11 protein-coding genes are annotated in these 16,402 nt (G+C 59.9%); 5 read left to right on the top strand and 6 right to left on the bottom strand.

Annotated features, from left to right (window positions below; all coding sequences use genetic code 11):
• Positions 1-179: 179 nt before the first annotated feature.
• Together HDF08_RS02905 and HDF08_RS02900 are read left to right on the top strand one after the other, a co-directional pair.
• Entirely contained in the window at positions 180-2,423 is a 2,244-nt protein-coding gene (locus tag HDF08_RS02905; protein ID WP_179637050.1) for a patatin-like phospholipase family protein, read from the top strand.
• A gap of 56 nt (positions 2,424-2,479) precedes the next feature.
• Positions 2,480-3,508 (top strand): threonine ammonia-lyase, encoded by a 1,029-nt coding sequence (locus HDF08_RS02900; RefSeq protein ID WP_179637048.1) that lies wholly within the window; start codon positions 2,480-2,482, stop codon positions 3,506-3,508.
• A gap of 228 nt (positions 3,509-3,736) precedes the next feature.
• Here HDF08_RS02900 and HDF08_RS02895 read toward each other — a convergent pair whose 3' ends face one another.
• Together HDF08_RS02895 and HDF08_RS02890 are read right to left on the bottom strand one after the other, a co-directional pair.
• Positions 3,737-5,530, bottom strand: a complete 1,794-nt coding sequence (locus HDF08_RS02895; protein ID WP_179637046.1) for a chloride channel protein — start codon at positions 5,528-5,530, stop codon at positions 3,737-3,739.
• 6 nt (positions 5,531-5,536) lie between these two features.
• A complete protein-coding gene (locus tag HDF08_RS02890) occupies positions 5,537-6,724 on the bottom strand; it encodes a tetratricopeptide repeat protein (protein WP_179637044.1) in 1,188 nt (395 codons plus the stop codon).
• A gap of 199 nt (positions 6,725-6,923) precedes the next feature.
• On the opposite strand from HDF08_RS02890, the gene HDF08_RS02885 reads away from it, so the two are divergent.
• Entirely contained in the window at positions 6,924-7,946 is a 1,023-nt protein-coding gene (locus HDF08_RS02885) for a hypothetical protein (protein WP_257030852.1), read from the top strand.
• Positions 7,947-8,177: 231 nt separating this feature from the next.
• Positions 8,178-9,062, top strand: coding sequence for an undecaprenyl-diphosphate phosphatase (locus HDF08_RS02880; protein WP_179637042.1), 885 nt, complete (start codon positions 8,178-8,180; stop codon positions 9,060-9,062).
• A gap of 13 nt (positions 9,063-9,075) precedes the next feature.
• Here the strand turns inward: HDF08_RS02880 and HDF08_RS02875 are convergent, their stop codons facing one another.
• Both HDF08_RS02875 and HDF08_RS02870 read right to left on the bottom strand, forming a co-directional pair.
• Positions 9,076-9,432 carry a DoxX family protein gene (locus tag HDF08_RS02875; RefSeq protein ID WP_179637040.1) on the bottom strand — a complete coding sequence of 119 codons (357 nt, stop codon included), beginning with the start codon at positions 9,430-9,432 and terminating at the stop codon, positions 9,076-9,078.
• A 109-nt stretch (positions 9,433-9,541) separates the two neighbouring features.
• Complete coding sequence (locus HDF08_RS02870; protein ID WP_179637038.1) at positions 9,542-10,006, bottom strand: PA2169 family four-helix-bundle protein; 465 nt, start codon at positions 10,004-10,006, stop codon at positions 9,542-9,544.
• Between the two features lie 372 nt (positions 10,007-10,378).
• On the opposite strand from HDF08_RS02870, the gene HDF08_RS02865 reads away from it, so the two are divergent.
• Positions 10,379-13,060 (top strand): DNA translocase FtsK, encoded by a 2,682-nt coding sequence (locus HDF08_RS02865; RefSeq protein ID WP_179637037.1) that lies wholly within the window; start codon positions 10,379-10,381, stop codon positions 13,058-13,060.
• A 126-nt stretch (positions 13,061-13,186) separates the two neighbouring features.
• Here HDF08_RS02865 and HDF08_RS22075 read toward each other — a convergent pair whose 3' ends face one another.
• Both HDF08_RS22075 and HDF08_RS02855 read right to left on the bottom strand, forming a co-directional pair.
• Entirely contained in the window at positions 13,187-14,479 is a 1,293-nt protein-coding gene (locus HDF08_RS22075) for a DUF3999 family protein (RefSeq protein WP_179637035.1), read from the bottom strand.
• Entirely contained in the window at positions 14,476-16,383 is a 1,908-nt protein-coding gene (locus HDF08_RS02855; protein ID WP_218884482.1) for a DUF2339 domain-containing protein, read from the bottom strand. Before HDF08_RS02855 ends, HDF08_RS22075 begins: the two co-directional genes overlap by 4 nt.
• Positions 16,384-16,402: the final 19 nt, after the last annotated feature.

Genomic DNA, 16,402 nt, shown 5'->3' with positions numbered 1-16,402 from the left:
TTTTGCTCTGGAGTTGCGGGTGTCAGAAGAGCTACTGCTACTGCCTGGGACTACCTTTAGGGATTTGATTCCGCGCTGTTGATGCGGGTTAGGGCGGTGGTTACCCCTTTGAGTTAGCGGTCGAGATGAGGGTGTGGGATAGTAGGCTGGAGATTGAGCGAAGCCTCTCAGGGAGTGGTATGCGCAGTTTCAGGCCGGCGGTTTTTTTGCTGGAAGCCGCTTTTTCTCGATGTGCTGTTGCGGCGGTGTCGATCGCGATGGTGTGGGCGGCGGGGGCGGCTTGCGCCCAGAAGCCGGTGATTGCGCCTCCGACCCGGCAGAGGATTGGGTTGGTGCTGGAGGGTGGCGGGGCGCTGGGATTTGCGCACGTCGGCGTAATTGAGTGGATGGAAGAGCACCACATTCCAGTCGATGAGGTAGCCGGGACGAGCATGGGCGGCCTGATCGGCGGGCTGTATGCGTCTGGGAACAGCCCGCAGGATATCGAGGAGTTTGTCGGTGGGATTAATTGGTCGTCGGTGTTGAGCGGGCAGGTGCCGTTTCCTGCGTTGAGTTATCGCCGGAAGGAAGACAAGGTGGCGTTTCCGAATCGGCTGGAGTTTGGGTTGAAGCATGGGCTGAGTCTGCCGAATGGGTTGAACTCGGGGTCGGCGGTGGGGTTGCTGCTGGATAGGGAGATGCTTCCTTACTACGATTTGAAGAACTTCGACGATCTGCCGATTCCCTTCCGTTGCGTGGCGACCGATATAACGACGGGAAAGGAGCATGTGTTCAAGGACGGATCGCTGGCCCGGGCGATGCGATCGACGATGTCGATTCCGGGTGTCTTTGCGCCGGTGGTGTATGGGGATCAGATCTATTCGGATGGCGGTGCGGTGAATAATCTGCCGGTAGATGTGGCGCGGGGGATGGGCGCGGATATTGTGATTGCGGTGTACCTGGATACGGGTCCGGTGGATAAGATGAGCTTGAACTCGCTGGTGGGCGTGGCGGGAAGGAATGTTGCGATCATGGTTTCGGCGAATGAACTGCTGAGCATGAAAAACGCCAATATTCTGCTGAAGGCGGATGTGAGCAAGTTCAGCGCCGGCGAGTTTGAGAAGAGCGCGGAGATTATTCCGCAGGGCGTGAAGGTGGCAGAGGAGCACTCGGCTGAGCTGATGAAGTATGCCTTGAACGATGCGGACTGGCAGGCGTATGTAGCCCAGCGAGATGCGCGGCGAAGGACACAGATTCCAAATCCACAGTTTGTGAGTGTGCGTGGAGTAAAGGGCGCGCAGCGTGCAGAGATTGCGAATGAGTTTACGAAGTATGTCGGTAAGCCGGTGGATCCGAAGAAGATTGAGGAGACGATTGCGGATCTACAGGGCACGGGAACTTACTCGAGCATCGGCTATAACCTGGTCGATGAGAAGGACAAGACCGGGTTGCTGGTGCGACCGCAGATCAAAGACTATGGGCCGCCGTTTTTGGATGTTGGACTGACGCTTGCTTCGAATGATTCGAACGATATTCAACTGGGACTGGGCGGACGGGTGACGTTCTTTGGGCTGACGGGGCCGGCGTCTGAAGTAAGGGTCGATGCCTCGGTGGGGCAGGTAGCTGGGATTACTGGGGAGTTGTATCAGCCGCTGGTTGCGGCGAAGCGGTATTTTGCTGCGCCGCGAGCTTACTACACGCATACGATTACGTCGTTCTATTCGGGAAGTCAGGAGCTCTCGCAGTACACCGAGGAGCGTAATGGATTTGGGTTGGATCTGGGGTATCGGTTCAGCTCAAAGGCGGAGTTGAGAGTGGGCGAGGACTACCAGTGGTATGGCGAGACGCTGCGCGTGGGACAGCCGATTGAACAGATCTTTCACCTGACGCCGTTTGTGAGCAATGTGCGGTTTCAGTATCTGGGACAGGACAATGTACAGGTGCCGACGAAGGGTTCGGAGCTACTGACGAAGTTTACGCATTCGACGCAGAGCCCGTTTGAGCAGGGAGGGTATTCGCAGTGGGATACGCGCGTGGCGCACTTTCTTCCTACGGGGAGGAAGGGGATACTCTTCGGCACGATGGAGGGAGGAACGAGCTTTGGAGCGAAGAACCTTGGGCTGGCGGGATTTTCGCTGGGAGGCGCGCTGCGATTGAGTGCTTACGATCGTGGAGAGCTGCTGGGGAGTGATTATTTTCTGGGGCAGGTGGGTTATCTTTACCGGCTGACGAAGCTGAATCCTGTGATCGGGGATTCAATCTACGCGGCTGGATTTTATGAGATTGGGAAGGTGTGGAATGCGGCTGCGGGGACGCCGACACTGCCGAACGATATCTCGGGTGCGGTGGTGGTGAAGACTATCTTTGGGCCGTTTTATGGTGGGGGAAGTATTGGGGATAGCGACCACCGGAAGTGGTTCTTTGGGTTGGGGCGGGTGTTCTAGTTCAATTGGGCGGATAGAATTATCTCTGCGGCGATGAGCTGAGGAGACGTGGGTTGATGAGTGAGTTTGTGACGTTGGAGGAGATTCGGGCGGCGAAGGAGCGGATCGCCGGGGTTGCGGTGAGGACGCCGCTTTATCGAGTGGAACGGGCTCGTTTGCGGATGGGGGAGTTTCCGGAGCCTGAGTTCGATCTCTACATCAAGGCAGAGAGTGAGCAGCCGATTGGGAGCTTCAAGCTGCGCGGAGCTTACAACATGGTGGCGCAGTTGTCGCTTGAGGCGCTGCGGCGTGGGGTGATTACTTACTCGAGCGGCAATCATGCGCAGGGGGTGGCGTACGCGGCGCGGGCGCTGGGGGCGAAGGCGGTGATTGTGATGCCTTCGAATGCTCCTGAGGTGAAGAAGGCGGCTACGAGGGCGCTGGGCGCGGAGATTGTGGAGGTGGGGCCGGCTTCGTCGGAGAGGAGACTGAAGGCGGAGGAGCTGGTGGCGGAGTTTGGATATGCGATGATTCCGCCTTATGACGCTCCGCAGATTATCGCGGGGCAGGCTACTTGCGGGTTGGAGATTGTGGAGCAGCTGCCGGGGGTGGAGTTGGTGATCTCGCCGGTGAGCGGCGGTGGATTGCTGAGTGGGACTGCTACATCGGTGAAACTGGCGGCTCAGGCTGGGATGGTGAGTGCTGGGGTGCAGGTGTGGGGTGCGGAGCCGGAGCTGGCGGCGGATGCGAAGGAGAGCTTTTACTCGAAGACGCTGGTGGAGTGGTCTGCGGCGAAGACTACGCGGACGATTGGGGATGGACTGCGGACGCAGAGTCTGGGTGTGTTGAACTTTGCTCATGTGATGAAGTTTGCGGATGGGATTGTTACGGTGTCGGAGGAGGAGATACTGGCGGCGATGCGAGTGATGTTGCGCGCAACGACGCTGGTGCCGGAGCCTAGTGGGGCGGTGACGCTGGCGGCGGCGTTGTTTCATGCTGAGGAGCTGCCGAAGGTAAAGAAGGTGGCGGTGATTTTGAGTGGGGGAAATCTGGAGCCTGCGCTGCGGGAGCAGTTGGAGGGGAGCTGGCTGCGCGGTAGCGGGTAGGAACACAAAGACTGGCTAGAGATTTATACATTCCCACTCATCGCATACGACAAAGACGCGATGAATGGGGCACCCGATGATCTGTGGCTCAGTAGGTAGAACAAGCAACGGCAAAGACAAATGCGGGGGTTTCTCCACTACGCGGCCCACGATGAAACTGTGGGCCGCTTCGGTCGAAATGACGAGTCACTTATCTTGGTGGGGGAAAAACGAAAAAGCTTGCCTTGTCTAGTGTTTTTGGTAGCGGGTCAGGACGTCGTGGAGGGAGACTACGCCTTCCAGGGAACCTCGCATGGCTCGGTTGGTGATGGGGAGGAGAGGCCAGCGCTGGAAGTGCGGGAGGGCACTGGATAGAGGCTGGTCGGGGAAGAGGACGGGTGTGCGCTCAGGGCCTAGATGTTCGCTTAGTGTCGCGGGTGGGGGCTTGGGTGTGGCTGCATCTTGTTCTTCTGGCTGATTCGCGGTGAGGGCTTCCAGCTCTTCTCTTTTTGCAGCGTACCAGAGGCCGTCGCTGCAGTGGATGAGGAAGACTGGGATGGATTTTAAATCTTCGTATTGGGTTAGGGATCGGAGAGTGTCGGGGATGGTTTCGCTGCCTTGCAGGATGGGGACGGTGACGGGCTGCATGGCGTCTTCGAGGTGGAGGTTGCTCTCTTCGCGTAGCTCTTCCATGGAGGGGAGGTCGAGGCCGTCCTGGTGGGTGAACTGCTCGAGGATGGGGACGGGCTGGAGGATGCGGGAGATGAGGTAGGCGATGGTGTTGGCGAGGATGACGGGCAGGACGATGGAGTAGTTGCCACTGACCTCGAGCACCATGAAGACGGAGGTGAGGGGGGCGCGGAGGAACGCGGCGAAGAGCACACCCATGCCGACCAGCGCGTAGGAGCCGATGGAGCCGGTGAGGTGGGGGAAGTAGATTTTTTCGAAGGTGCCTACGGCGGCGCCCAGCATGGCTCCGATGAAGAGCGTGGGTGCGAACATTCCGCCGGGAGTGCCGCTGGAGAAAGAGAGCGTGGTGGCGATGATCTTGAAGAGTGCGAGGAGGAGGAGCATCTTCCAGGCGAACTGCGCGTGCATAGCCTGGTCGATGGCTTCGTAGCCTGCGCCCATGACTTGTACAAAGCCGAAGTAGCCGATGGCTCCTACAAGAAGGCCCGCGGCGGCGGGTTGGAGGAGTTGCGACCACTGGGGTTGGCTACGGAGTTTTGGGCGGAGATAGCTGAGGGCTTTTGCGAAGACGAGAGAGGCAAAACCGCCGGTGACTCCGAGTGCGGCGTAGGCTAGGAGCTCGCGGGAGTCGCGTAGGTCGATGACCGGGATGCGGAACATCGGCTGGGCGCCCCAGAAGGAACGGGCGACGACGACGCTGGCGACTGCGGAGAGGACGATGGAGCCAAGGACAGCGGCGCTCCATTGGCCGATGACCTCTTCGATGACGAAGAGGATGGCGGAGATGGGTGCGTTGAAGGCTGCGGCGAGGCCGGCGGCGGCTCCGATGGGTGCGAAGATGCGGAGTTTTTCCTTCGACATGCCGAAGCGGCGGCTGATGAGGGAGGCTACTCCGGCGCCGATCTGGAGGGATGGGTCTTCGGGGCCGAGAGAGTGGCCGCTGCCGATGGCGAGTGCGGAGAGAAGGAACTTGCCGATGACGGTTCGGAAGGAGATGTAGCCGTTGCTGATGTAGAGGGCGGCTTTGGTCTGGTTGATTCCGCTGCCGCGGACCTTGGGGAAGACGTAGCGGGTGAGGACGGCGATGACTAAGCCTGCCGCGGCGGGAATGTAGAGCAGGCGCGGCTGGTGCGGGTTTGGCGAGGAGCCGAGGAGGAGGACGCTGAGCCACTCGATCGCCATGCGGAAGGAGACGACGAGAAGGCCGGAGACGACGCCGATGAAGATGGAGAGGAGAAGAAAGACGCGCTCTTCGCGGCCGGGGGCGATGCGGGCGATCATGTCGTCGCGCAGAGTACTCGGTGTACTCGGTGCGACTGGCTCCGTCTCCGCCATTGCTGTTTGATCTTCCATTCTGGCTTAGGGCTCCATCGCTTTGGGGAACTTGGCGAGCTGCAGGAGGAGGGCGTCGTCGCCTGTGGGAGGGCCGCAGATCTTGCTGGTCTGGGTCTCGGTGTCGAAGACGAGCTGCATGGTGGCGTCCTGCTGGGCGGGATCGTTGAGGAGAGCGGCGCGGTTGCTGGTTGCGTCTTTGGTCGACCATTTAGCGGCAAGGTCCTGAAGCGGAGAAGACATGCCACTGGCGACGGAGAGTTGTGTGCTGCAGGCGTCAAAGCGCTTCTTTGCCAGGGTGCGAGCTTCGAGGATGCGGGTTACGCGTTCGTTGTTCGGGAGTTTTTTGAGGGGAGCGAGCTCGAGGATGCGCGCGGAGTCTTCGAACATCTCTTTATCACTGTGCGTGATCGTCTCGTGCGTGGCGGTGGAGGCTTCCTGCTGGTGTATGGACTGCTCCATGAGCCGGTGGGCTTCGTCGAAGTGGCCGGAGTCGTATTCGAGGCGGGCAGCAGATTGGAGGGCGAGCTGGTTTTTTGGCTCGTGCGCAAGAACTTTGCGGTAGTAGGTCAAGGCGTCGTGAGGGGCCTGGGCCTGCTCGAGAAGCTGCGCGAGGGTGAGAGAGAGGGGAATGTCTTCGGGTGCGTTGCCACCGGCGATGAGGAGTTCGGTGCGGGCGCTGCTGAGGTCTTGATGCGCGATGAGGTACTGCGAGAGCTCGAGGCGAACCTCGCGGCGGCGGAGGGTTCCATCTCCTTCCCAAGTGCCGTAGATGGAGGCGCGGTAGTAGTTGATCGCGGCCTGCACATCGTTCTTCTTTGCGGCGAGGCGGGCGAGGCTTAGGTTGATGAAGCCGTCGCCGGGTTGGGTCTCCCAGAGGCCGAGGAAGTAGTTGAAAGACTCTTCGGTGTGGCCGGCGTCGCCGAGGGCCTGGGCGAGGAGAAGCTCATAGGAGCGCTGGCCGGGGGCGTAGGAGAGGGCGGTGCGGAGGGCGACGATGGCCTGGTCGGGGTGGCCTGCGTTGATGGCCGCCTGGCCTCGGGCTGACCAGCGCTGGGCCAGCTCTTCGCGGTGGGAGGTGAAGGAGCGAAAGAGGAAGAACGTCATGAGGAACAGGACGATGGTGACGAGCAGCAGACTGAAAAAGGTCAGGGAGTCGCGGAGGATCAACTTCCGCTTGAGGCTCGAATAGTCTTCTGTTTGCAGGGTCATCATGCGATTTTGTGCGTTTTTATCTTGCCGCAAGGTCTTTCTCTAGTCTATGGATTTGATGCGCTTAGAGATAGTGGCGGAAGTCTGAGGAGTCATATGGGGAGTCGTGGACGATATTGGTTCACTTGGTTGAGGAGCGAAAAGTTTAGACTGGACCCTGTTTGGCTTTCCAGAGGATTGTGGTGGCGTCTAAATGAGGTCTATGCGGATTTCTTCTATGCGATGTGCGGCAGTTGGTGCTGGGGCGATGCTTCTGGTAGCGAGCGTCGCTGCAATGGGGCAGAAGAAGGGAAAGGACTACGACGGGACGGCCATTGCAACAGTGCTGCATGATGCAAATGTGTATGTTGCATCGGACGCCGAGGCGCAGAAGATCTCGCTGGTGACTCCTGGCCATGAGATACAGATTGTCGAGCGGAGTGGGCCCTGGGTGAAGGTGTTTGCGAATACCGATATCAACGATGATGCAAATGAGGATGACCGTAACAAGCCTGAGTTTGGCGAGGACGCGAATGTGACTCCGGCGTCGGGGTGGATTCGGGATAAGGGGATTCTGGGGCCGGGGACGGCTGGCGGGGATGTGATTCTGTTTGGGTCGGCGGCGAACTTTGAGGATGAGGCGGAGCGGCCGCATGCACCGAAAGGTGCGGCGGAAGAGGCTCATCTGCTTTATAAGCGCGTGGCGGAGTATTTTCCGGATTCGCCGCTGGCGGCAGAGGCTGCCTGGCGAGCGGCGGATATTCGCTGGCAGTTGGATAAGGTCGATATCAGCACGCTGCCGAGCGCGAAGGAGCAGGAGGCTTATTTGCGGCCTCAGATCTACGAGGGCGAGCTGAAGAAGGTGATGAAGACGTATCCGGGAAGTGAGTTTGCGGCGCGGGCTGCGTTCGATCTGCTGGACAACAAGATGTGCGGGGACTGGCAAGGGTTGCCGAAGTGTCCGGAGATGGAGACTGGGCTGTATGTGAAATATGCGCAGCAGTATGGGGATGGGCCTAAGGCTGCGGAGGCGCTCTACAACGCGGTGTATCGGCAGGGCGTGGTGGTGACGATGTACCTGGTGCAGGAGGATAAGAAGCGGTCGGAGGAGGCGGCGAAGAGGACGCAGGCGCTGGCGATGGATTTGAAAGCGCGGTATCCGAAGTCGGAGTTTGCGGCGCGGGGGGCTAGTATTGCATTTCGAGTTTCGCAGGGGATTGCGATCTATGGGAGTGATCGGGATTAGGGGCAATGTCCTGCCGGACGGGCCCACTACGCGTGGGGCGGGCGTTCGCACGCCTTTTTAGAGCTTCGCGTGGTGCTCCCGTTGGTCTGGATAATCATAATTCGCGACCATCGGGAGCGCCTTGCGAAGCGGTATACGTGTCATGAAGTGACCGCGCTCCGCGCAGGAGGCTTGTTCGGCAGGACCTATCTTGTTTACCGTTTATACAAGCGGACACTTTAGGATAGAAGCATGTCGATTCTTCATGTCATCATCCTTGCCATTGTGCAGGGGCTCGCTGAGTTATTGCCTGTCTCGAGTTCCGCTCACGTTGTAGTCGCCGAAAAGCTGTTGGGGCTGGACCCGACGACGCCGCAGATGACGCTACTGCTGGTGATGCTGCATACAGGCACAATGTTCGCCGTGATTGTCTACTTCTGGAATCAGTGGAAGAAGACCTATTTTTCCAGCGGCGATGCGTTCAAAAGATTTTTGATCCGGGTCGTATGGGCTTCACTGCTGACGGCTGTGATTGGCGAAGTGATCATCAAGCTGATCGAGAAGACAGCGTTCAAAGGGGCTTCGAAGGGTGAGATTGAGCTGCTATTTGGGCGGCTGGATCTGATTGCTCCTGCGTTGTTCGCTGCCGGTCTGTTGATTCTGCTTGCGGGGCTGATGGAGAAGCGGCGCATGGGCGCGCATGAGCAAGTCTATGGCGACAGCGTGACGATGCGGCAGGCGGGTTGGATCGGCGCGATTCAGGGACTGTGTCTGCCGTTCCGCGGATTTTCGCGGTCCGGCGCTACGATCTCGACGGGAATGTTGGCAGGTGCGAGCAAGGAGCGGGCTGAGCGGTTCAGCTTTGCGCTGGCCGTGGTGCTGACACCTCCGGCGGTTGGGCGCGAGGTGATGCGGCTGGTGAAGGCATCCCATGAGGCGACGGCGGCGGGTGTGCCGATTGATCTGCACGGAAGCGTGGTGATGGGGTTGCTGGGTGCGGTGTTTGCGTTTCTGGCAGGACTGTTGGCTTTGAGGTGGTTGAGCAGCTGGCTGGAGGAGGGACGCTGGTATCTGTTTGGGATCTATTGCCTGGTGGCCTCGGTGGTGGTGTTTGGGCTGTATCACGCGGGGTACTAGATTGCGCAGTTAGTTATCGGTGGGTGTAGAGCCAGGCCCAGTAGATAAGTGGGATCTGCAGGGGGACGCGCAGCCACTGCGCCCAGCTTTGTCCCATGATGCCGGGCAGGCGCAGATGTGACGTTGCCATGTAGATGTTGGCCGGCAGAACGGCGATCAGCAGAAGGACCAGACCCCAGGCCGCAGCTTGGCGCGTGGTGGGGATTAGCAGGCCGATGGCGCCGAGTAGCTCTGCTGCGCCGCTGATGTGGACGAGGAGTGTGTGTGCAGGGAGGTAAGGCGGCATGATGCGGAGGTAGACGCCTGGAGCGAGAAAGTGAAGGACACCAGAGATGAGGAAGATTGCGGCGAGAAGAATGCGTCCGATCATACTGAATCACTTCCTTGTTTTCGCATGCTTCACGCTAACAAAAAAAATCGGGCAGCGAGGTCAAACTCGCTGCCCGTCGTCGAATTGGTACGCCCTTGGTTACTTCTGACTATTTGGATACGAGTGCGTCGCGGTGGCTCTTCACGTAGTCGTGGGAGGTGATGACGTGGGCCTGTTGCTCTGCGACGAGCTGGCGAACGGGAAGCGGAAGATCCTGGTTGAGGGCGTCTGCGTAGGCCTTCTTGGCCTCGTCTTCACCTTGTTCGGCAGTCTCGAGAAGAGTGTGGTCTCCGCCGCCTAGCTTCGCTTTCAGGTCTCCCCATACGCGGTGGATAGCGCCGGCGGTCGTGCCGGACTCTTTGATGTCGTGTACGCCATTCTGGTGGAGGATCTCTTCTAGGTCGCCGCGGAAGCTGGCGCGCTTGAGAGATTCGGCGAGGAAGTAGCGCTTCAGGGTGTCGTCTTTCAGATGTTCGCCGATGTCGGCAAAGCCTTTCTGGCTGTCGAGAAGGGTGCTGATGAGGGAATTTAGAGCGCGCTGCATTTCGTTCTGCTTACCTGTATCTGTTGGCATGATGACCTCAATCCTGGGTAAAGTGTGGGTCCGGTTGGAGCAGGGTCCGTCGGCTGTGCGCGATTCTCCTCTGCCGACGGCAAGCAGGAGAAATCGCGAAAATCCCGCTCCCCTGCCAACCGGTTCTAAGGACCGCCGAGTGAAATTTGGCTCGGCGGTGAATATGAAAGAGTAGATGCGGAGAGTGCCCGTGGGTTTGTATGTGGGTACCCCGAAGTGAGGTTTTTCGACATTTGTGCAGGGGGGAGGGAAGGGTCTGGGATAATCGAAGGTGCTCTGGTGATTTGCGGGCTCGGTTTGGATCGGACGGCGTGAGGTTGTGCGCACCGTGACGAATGGGCCCGCGCGTCCCCCTCACATGAAGGCTCCCCAATGAAAACTCTGAGACTTGTTTCGACCCCGACGCGCAACCGCCGCCTGAATGAGATTCTTGGGATGGTCGTATTGGTGAGCGCGGGCCTGCTGATGCTGGCGCTGGCGAGTTACACGCCGACCGATCCGTCGTTCGATACGGTGGGACAGTACGTGAAGGGGCGGCCGGCGCATAATTGGACGGGGATGGTTGGGGCTTATCTCGCGGATGCGATGCTGCAGCTGATTGGGGTGGCTGCGTTCTTTTTGCCGCTGGTGTTGGGACGGCTTGGAATCTGCTGGATGCGTTCGCGGCCGGCTGGGTCTCCGCTGGCAAAGATGATTGGGCTGGGGATGTGGGTGGTGTTTGGGCCGGCGGCGATTGCTTTGTTGCCGGGGGAGATGATGTGGCGTGGTTCGCTGCCTATCGAGGGGACGACGGGGCGACTGCTGACGGATCTGCTGGTGCACTATTTGAATTTGCCGGGCGCGGCCATTGTGCTGTCGCTGATGGTGGCGGTGTCGCTGTATCTGGCGACGACGTTTACCTTTAATACGGCGCGTGAGTGGGCGACGATCCGGTTTGGATTCTTGCAGCGGCTGTGGGAGTGGTGGTCGCAGCGGCGAAGTCGTCGTGCTGGCGCCGAGGTTGATCTTGAGGAAGGCTATGGAAGCAAGCGGGAGCAGGCTGATGCGAGGGCGCGGCGTGCTCGTGAGCTTGCGGAGGCGGCAGAGCGTAGAAGGCTAGAGCCTGAGCCGGAACCAACGACACTGCTGGGTGGTTTGTTCGGCTGGTTAAGTAAGAAGAAGAAGGTGCAGCCTATCTCGATTGTGCCTGAGGAGGTTGTTGCGGGTGGCCATCATTCTTCGATCTTCGAGGCGATGCCGCGGACTCTGGTGGATGCTCCTCCGGTGACGGCGTTTGGCACAGCGGCTGCGGCGGTTGCGCCGTTTGCTGAGGTGCTGGCGAAGGCTGCGGCCCCGGTGCATGGGCTGGATGATGAGTCGAATTTTAGAGAGTTTGGCGGTGCTGAGGAGTGGCGTGAGCCGGCTTCGATGAAGGCTGCGGCTCCAACACGTGCGCCGAAGAAGGTGATGGAAGAGCCGCGAGCTTCGTATGCTGCTCCGGGCGCTCCGGCATCGCAGCAGTCGCATACGCTGCCGGATGGCATCTCGTTCGGTAAACGTGCGGATGCGGATATCAAACCTGTGACGATTGTGCCGAAGAGTGTGCGGGGGTATAAGCTTCCGCCTTCGTCGCTGCTTTATCGGAGTGAAGAGCATGCTGTGGTTCGCGAGGATGCGCTGCGTGAAGAGGCGCGCGTACTGGTGGAGAAGTCAGCTGAGTTTGGCGTCGATGGGCAGGTGACCCAGATCAATCCCGGGCCTGTGGTGACGACGTTCGAGTTCAAGCCGGAGGCTGGCGTGAAGGTCGCCCGGATCACGGGGCTGGCAGATGATCTTTGCCTGGCGATGGCGGCTGAGTCGATCTTGATTGAGCGGATGCCGGGCAAGAGCACGGTTGGGATTCAGGTGCCGAACCATGAGCGGGAGACGATCTGGCTGAGGGATGTGGTCGAGTGTGAGAGCTTTGCGCAGAGTAAGAGCAGGCTGGCGATTGCACTTGGGAAGGACATCAACGGGCGCATCGTCACTGCGGATCTGGCGAGTATGCCGCACGTTCTGATTGCGGGTTCGACTGGCTCGGGTAAATCGGTTGCGATCAACGCGATGATCATGAGTGTGCTGTTCAAGTCGACTCCGGAGCAGGTTCGCATGATACTTGTGGACCCGAAGCGGGTGGAGCTTGGGATGTATGAGGGAATCCCGCATCTGTTTACGCCGATCATCACGGAGGCGAAGCTGGCGGCGAATGCACTGCGGAATGCTGTGCGTGAGATGGAACGAAGGCTGAAGCTGCTGGCTGCGAATCATGTGAGGAATATCGATCAGTTCAACAAGCTGTTCGACCATGGCAGCGAGTACTTGTTTGAGGATGTGAACCAGGAGCCGCTGCCTTACATCATCATCATCATTGATGAGTTGGCTGACTTGATGATGCTGGATCGGGCGAATGTCGAGGAGTCGATTACGCGGCTGGCGCAGATGGCGCGCGCGGTGGGCATTCATCTTGTGCTGGCGACGCAACGGCCTTCGGTGGATGTGATTACGGGATTGATCAAGGCGAATGTGCCGACTCGTATGAGCTTCCGGTTGGCGACGAAGGTGGACTCGCGGACGATCATCGATTCGAATGGCGCGGAGAGTTTGTTGGGGCGCGGCGATATGCTGTATCTGCCGCCGGGGACCAGCCGGGTGCAGCGGGTGCATGCGCCGTTTGTGACGGAGAAAGAGATCTCGGCTGTGACTGAGTTCTGGAAGGCGCAGGGCGAGGCTGAGTATGTGCATGGCTTCCTGGAAGGACCGAAGGAAGATACCGGTACCGGCAAGGATGGCGATGGCGGCGTCGATGGGGACAATAACGACGAGCTGTATGACGATGCGGTTCGGCTGGTGTTTGAGTTTGGGAAGGCGAGCACTTCCCTGCTGCAGCGCAGGCTTCGGATCGGTTATGGACGGGCCGCTCACCTGATCGACATGATGTACAACGATGGTCTGGTGGGGCCTGCGGATGGGTCGAAGCCGCGTGAGATTCTGAAGTCGGCGAATTGGATCAGTGAAGTGGATGCGGCGATTCGGTAAGCTCAAAACCTTCTGTCCTGCCGGACGGGCCCACTGCGCGTGGGGCGGTCACTTCGTGACGCGTATACCTTTTCCGGGTGGGATGAGCGGCGTTGATCCTCCCTTTGGTCGGAAGATATGCGACAGCTAGTGGTGGACTGTCTTCGACGAGCGGATGGCAACGATCGCTAGGATGCAGATCACGATCAGAAGAGCGATCCAGAGCAGATGGGGATGGCGGTCTGTGAGTGGGCGCGCATCGGGGCGGTCGCGATAGGCGGGATTGAACTGCTCTGGGCCTAAGTTTGCTGCGTGGAACTCGGCTGAAGAGAAGAAGAGGCGCGTGTAGTCATACTGCGGCGCGGTGAGGGCGGCGTCTCCATAGAAGAGGGTGAGAGGCTGAGCCGTGGGGGCGTCGAAGCAGATCTTGCGCTGACGCATCTCGAGGCGAATGGCGGTGATGGGAAGCGGGGCGTCGTCCCCGTTGTTGACTGCGACTTCGACTGTAGCTGCGCTCTGCATGTTGGAGCCGAGCGTGGCGGGAACGCTGAGTTGCTCCTGACGGATCTCGCGGCCAGCCTGGGTGAGGTGGACGCGGAGAATGGTGCCGGCGAGGGTTTCGCTGAGTGCGTCGGCCGGGTTGGGGGCGGTGGGGTGGTCCGTAATGCTGATGTCGCGGCTGAAGTTCGCTTTGAAGGTGGGCGAGATGGAGAAGGAGACACGCTCGATAGGGATGCGTTGCGGCAGGGCGAAGGTCGCGACGGTTTTGCGGCCGCGCGGAGTGATCGTGGCAGTCTGGACTGCTGTGGTGTAGAGGGACTGAGCTTCACGGCTGGGAGGGACCGTGATGCCCTGCACCATCTTTTGCAGGGCCTGGGGAGAGGTGTCTAAAGTGTGCGTGCCGGTGGCCGGGGAGACGGCTAGTTCGATGTGGAGATAGGGGAGGCTGGTCTCCTGCAGGTGGATCGTCGTGCTGCGCGAGAGATGCTGGCTGGTGAGGTCGAAGATCGTGAACTCGCCGAGATCGGTCTGGTTTGCGTAGTTGGGGTCGCGGGTGCCGGAGACGGTGGCGGTGGCGATGAAGTCGTGTCCAGCCAGATCGAGGGTAAGCTCGGTGTAGGGCCGGTTCGGCATCTCGAGATCGAAGACGATGTTGCGACCGCGGAGGCCGAGGTTGCGGATGGTGGCAGAATCGCTGTCAGGCTGCTGCGGCTCGCTCAGCGTGATGGCGTAGGGAATCTCGCGGTTGTCCTGGAAGAGGCGGAGATCTTTGAGCGATGGGCCGGCGTGCGGAAAGAGGGATGGGTCGATGATGGCGCAGCTTTGACCTGCACCTGACGCAGTGATGGTTCGTTCATAGCGTAGGTAATGCGGGTCGGTGGGCTCCGGAGTTGCGGCTGCCTGCCAGAGAATAAGGGTCAGAAGGATCGCAGACTTCACTGATCGCCTCCGTCGTGTTTAGGCAGTTGAGGTTCGGATGTTGGGTTGGGGAGGCGGAGGGCCAGCCAGTCTTTCTGGTAGGCGAAGCTGATGGCCATCAGCAGGGCTCCTAGTCCGAGAAAGCTTAGAACTCGGTAGCCCTGGCTAAGGTTGCGCAGGTCGTAAAGGAAGGCCTTGCCGATGGTGAAGACCAACAGCAAGAGCGCCTGCCAGCGGATGAAGGCGGAACGCTTCCAGAACCCGATGGCGAGCAGGCCGGCGCCGTAGAGCATGAGGAAGGCGGAGATGGCGAGAGCCTTTTGCAGGTCGGCTTCGGGATTGCCCGCATTGACGCTCCATGCGGAGTCAAGCTCGCGGAGGCAGGCGAGGATGGCTATGAAGTTGAACGCGACGATGGAGGATCCCGCGATGGTGAGCCAGTTGGGGAAGGCTTTGTTCTGCTGGCCGGAGTAGCGAATGGGGCCATGCGCGAAGAACGCGGAGAGGCCTAGAGCGGCGAGTCCGAAGAGGGCGGTGGCGAAGCGGAGATTGAGGAATGCGGTGTCGATTCGTTCGTTGAGCCAGAAGGGTTCGACCAGGAGGCCGCAGATGCCAAGGATGAGAGCAGCGGCGGCGAGGCGGCGAAGGATGAGCGGGGCTGGCTCAGGAGTTTTATCAGGTGCGGGGCTGGACAGACGGGCTGCGATCCATAGCAGGGCTGCGCCCTCAGCGAGCCAGCCGACGATGATCCAGCGGCCACTGGCCTTGAGGGGGATGGCGATGGTGAGGAAGACGATTGCGAGAGAGAGATGAACGGCGGAGGTGACGCGGGGTTGGGGCAGGCGCATGAGGCCTAGATAGAGTGCGGCGAATAAGACCGCGAGCCATGGGAGCAGATCGTGATTGCCGGTGTCCTGGAGGACGGAGTAAAACGCGAGTGCCGCGAAGGCTGCGTTCGCTAGCGGGAGGAGGATTTCGGTAATTGGAGTCGATGGGTGCTCTTCGTTTTGCCGAGTGCGAAGGGATGGGGCCAGGAACGTCAGGAAGAAGAGGCCGATAAAGATTTCGGTGACTACAAGAGGTTTCGCGGTGTTGTAGACATCGAACCATTCGATGTACCAGCCGATGAAGAAGGCTACGGTGAGGGGGAAGGCTCCGAAGAGGAGGCGCGGCCAGGGCTTGAGGCGGACGAGTAGGACGGTTGCTACATCGATTGCGAGGATGTAGGTGAAGAGAAAGACTTCATGGTTGCCGCCGGTGGAGAGGAGCAGAGGAGTTGCAAAGGCTCCGGCGAGGGCGTAGGCGGCGAGGATCTGGCTGTTCTGCGACCAGGCCATGTAGGCGTTCCACGCAGTGACCAGGATCATGGCAGAGAGAGCGACGCCGGCGGGTAGCAGATGGTAGAGCTGGAAGGCCGCCCAAAGGGACAGGTAAAGTGTTCCGCTGCCGATGGCCTTGAGGGCGTAGGAAAAGGCGTTGAAGCCCTGGCGGCGAAAGCGCTCGGACCAGACGACGACTGCGACTCCTGCGATCAGGCCTGCGAGGATGCGGCCTGTGGGGCCGATCCAATGGTTGTCGATGGCCCACTTGAGAAAGAGAGTGGTGGCAATGAGAAGCGCGACGATCCCGATACGGCTGAAGAGTTGGGAGCCGATGCGGTCTTCGAGTGAACCGCTGGCTTTGGGAAGATTGCGGGATAGGTTTGGTGGGGTGGGCTCTGGAAATGGGGGTGGCGGAGGGGAGGAGAGTTTGCGTGCTCGCAAGGATGGGGTGGAGCGCAGCTCTGCCAGTTGCTGCTCGAGGCTTTCGATACGGGCGGAGAAGGCTGCGAGGGTCGCGGCCAGCTGGGCTTGCTCGTTGGGCTTCGGCCGGTCCTGATTCTGCTCGTCCTGATTCTGCCCGTCCTGCAGATCCCCTGAAGCCATGGCAACTACTTTACCGCTA

This window comes from Tunturiibacter empetritectus (assembly GCF_013410875.1).
GTDB classification, from domain to species: domain Bacteria; phylum Acidobacteriota; class Terriglobia; order Terriglobales; family Acidobacteriaceae; genus Edaphobacter; species Edaphobacter empetritectus.
Note: the sequence above shows the minus strand (reverse complement) of the source record. Positions and strands in the feature narration are given on the sequence as shown.

Bases quoted from the DNA above. Each gene is read 5' to 3' on its own strand.
- HDF08_RS02905 (WP_179637050.1), top strand. From the start codon at position 180: ATGCGCAGTTTCAGGCCGGCGGTTTTTTTGCTGGAAGCCGCTTTTTCT.
- HDF08_RS02900 (WP_179637048.1), top strand. From the start codon at position 2,480: ATGAGTGAGTTTGTGACGTTGGAGGAGATTCGGGCGGCGAAGGAGCGG.
- HDF08_RS02895 (WP_179637046.1), bottom strand. From the start codon at position 5,530: ATGGAAGATCAAACAGCAATGGCGGAGACGGAGCCAGTCGCACCGAGT.
- HDF08_RS02890 (WP_179637044.1), bottom strand. From the start codon at position 6,724: ATGATGACCCTGCAAACAGAAGACTATTCGAGCCTCAAGCGGAAGTTG.
- HDF08_RS02885 (WP_257030852.1), top strand. From the start codon at position 6,924: ATGCGGATTTCTTCTATGCGATGTGCGGCAGTTGGTGCTGGGGCGATG.
- HDF08_RS02880 (WP_179637042.1), top strand. From the start codon at position 8,178: ATGTCGATTCTTCATGTCATCATCCTTGCCATTGTGCAGGGGCTCGCT.
- HDF08_RS02875 (WP_179637040.1), bottom strand. From the start codon at position 9,432: ATGATCGGACGCATTCTTCTCGCCGCAATCTTCCTCATCTCTGGTGTC.
- HDF08_RS02870 (WP_179637038.1), bottom strand. From the start codon at position 10,006: ATGCCAACAGATACAGGTAAGCAGAACGAAATGCAGCGCGCTCTAAAT.
- HDF08_RS02865 (WP_179637037.1), top strand. From the start codon at position 10,379: ATGAAAACTCTGAGACTTGTTTCGACCCCGACGCGCAACCGCCGCCTG.
- HDF08_RS02855 (WP_218884482.1), bottom strand. From the start codon at position 16,383: ATGGCTTCAGGGGATCTGCAGGACGGGCAGAATCAGGACGAGCAGAAT.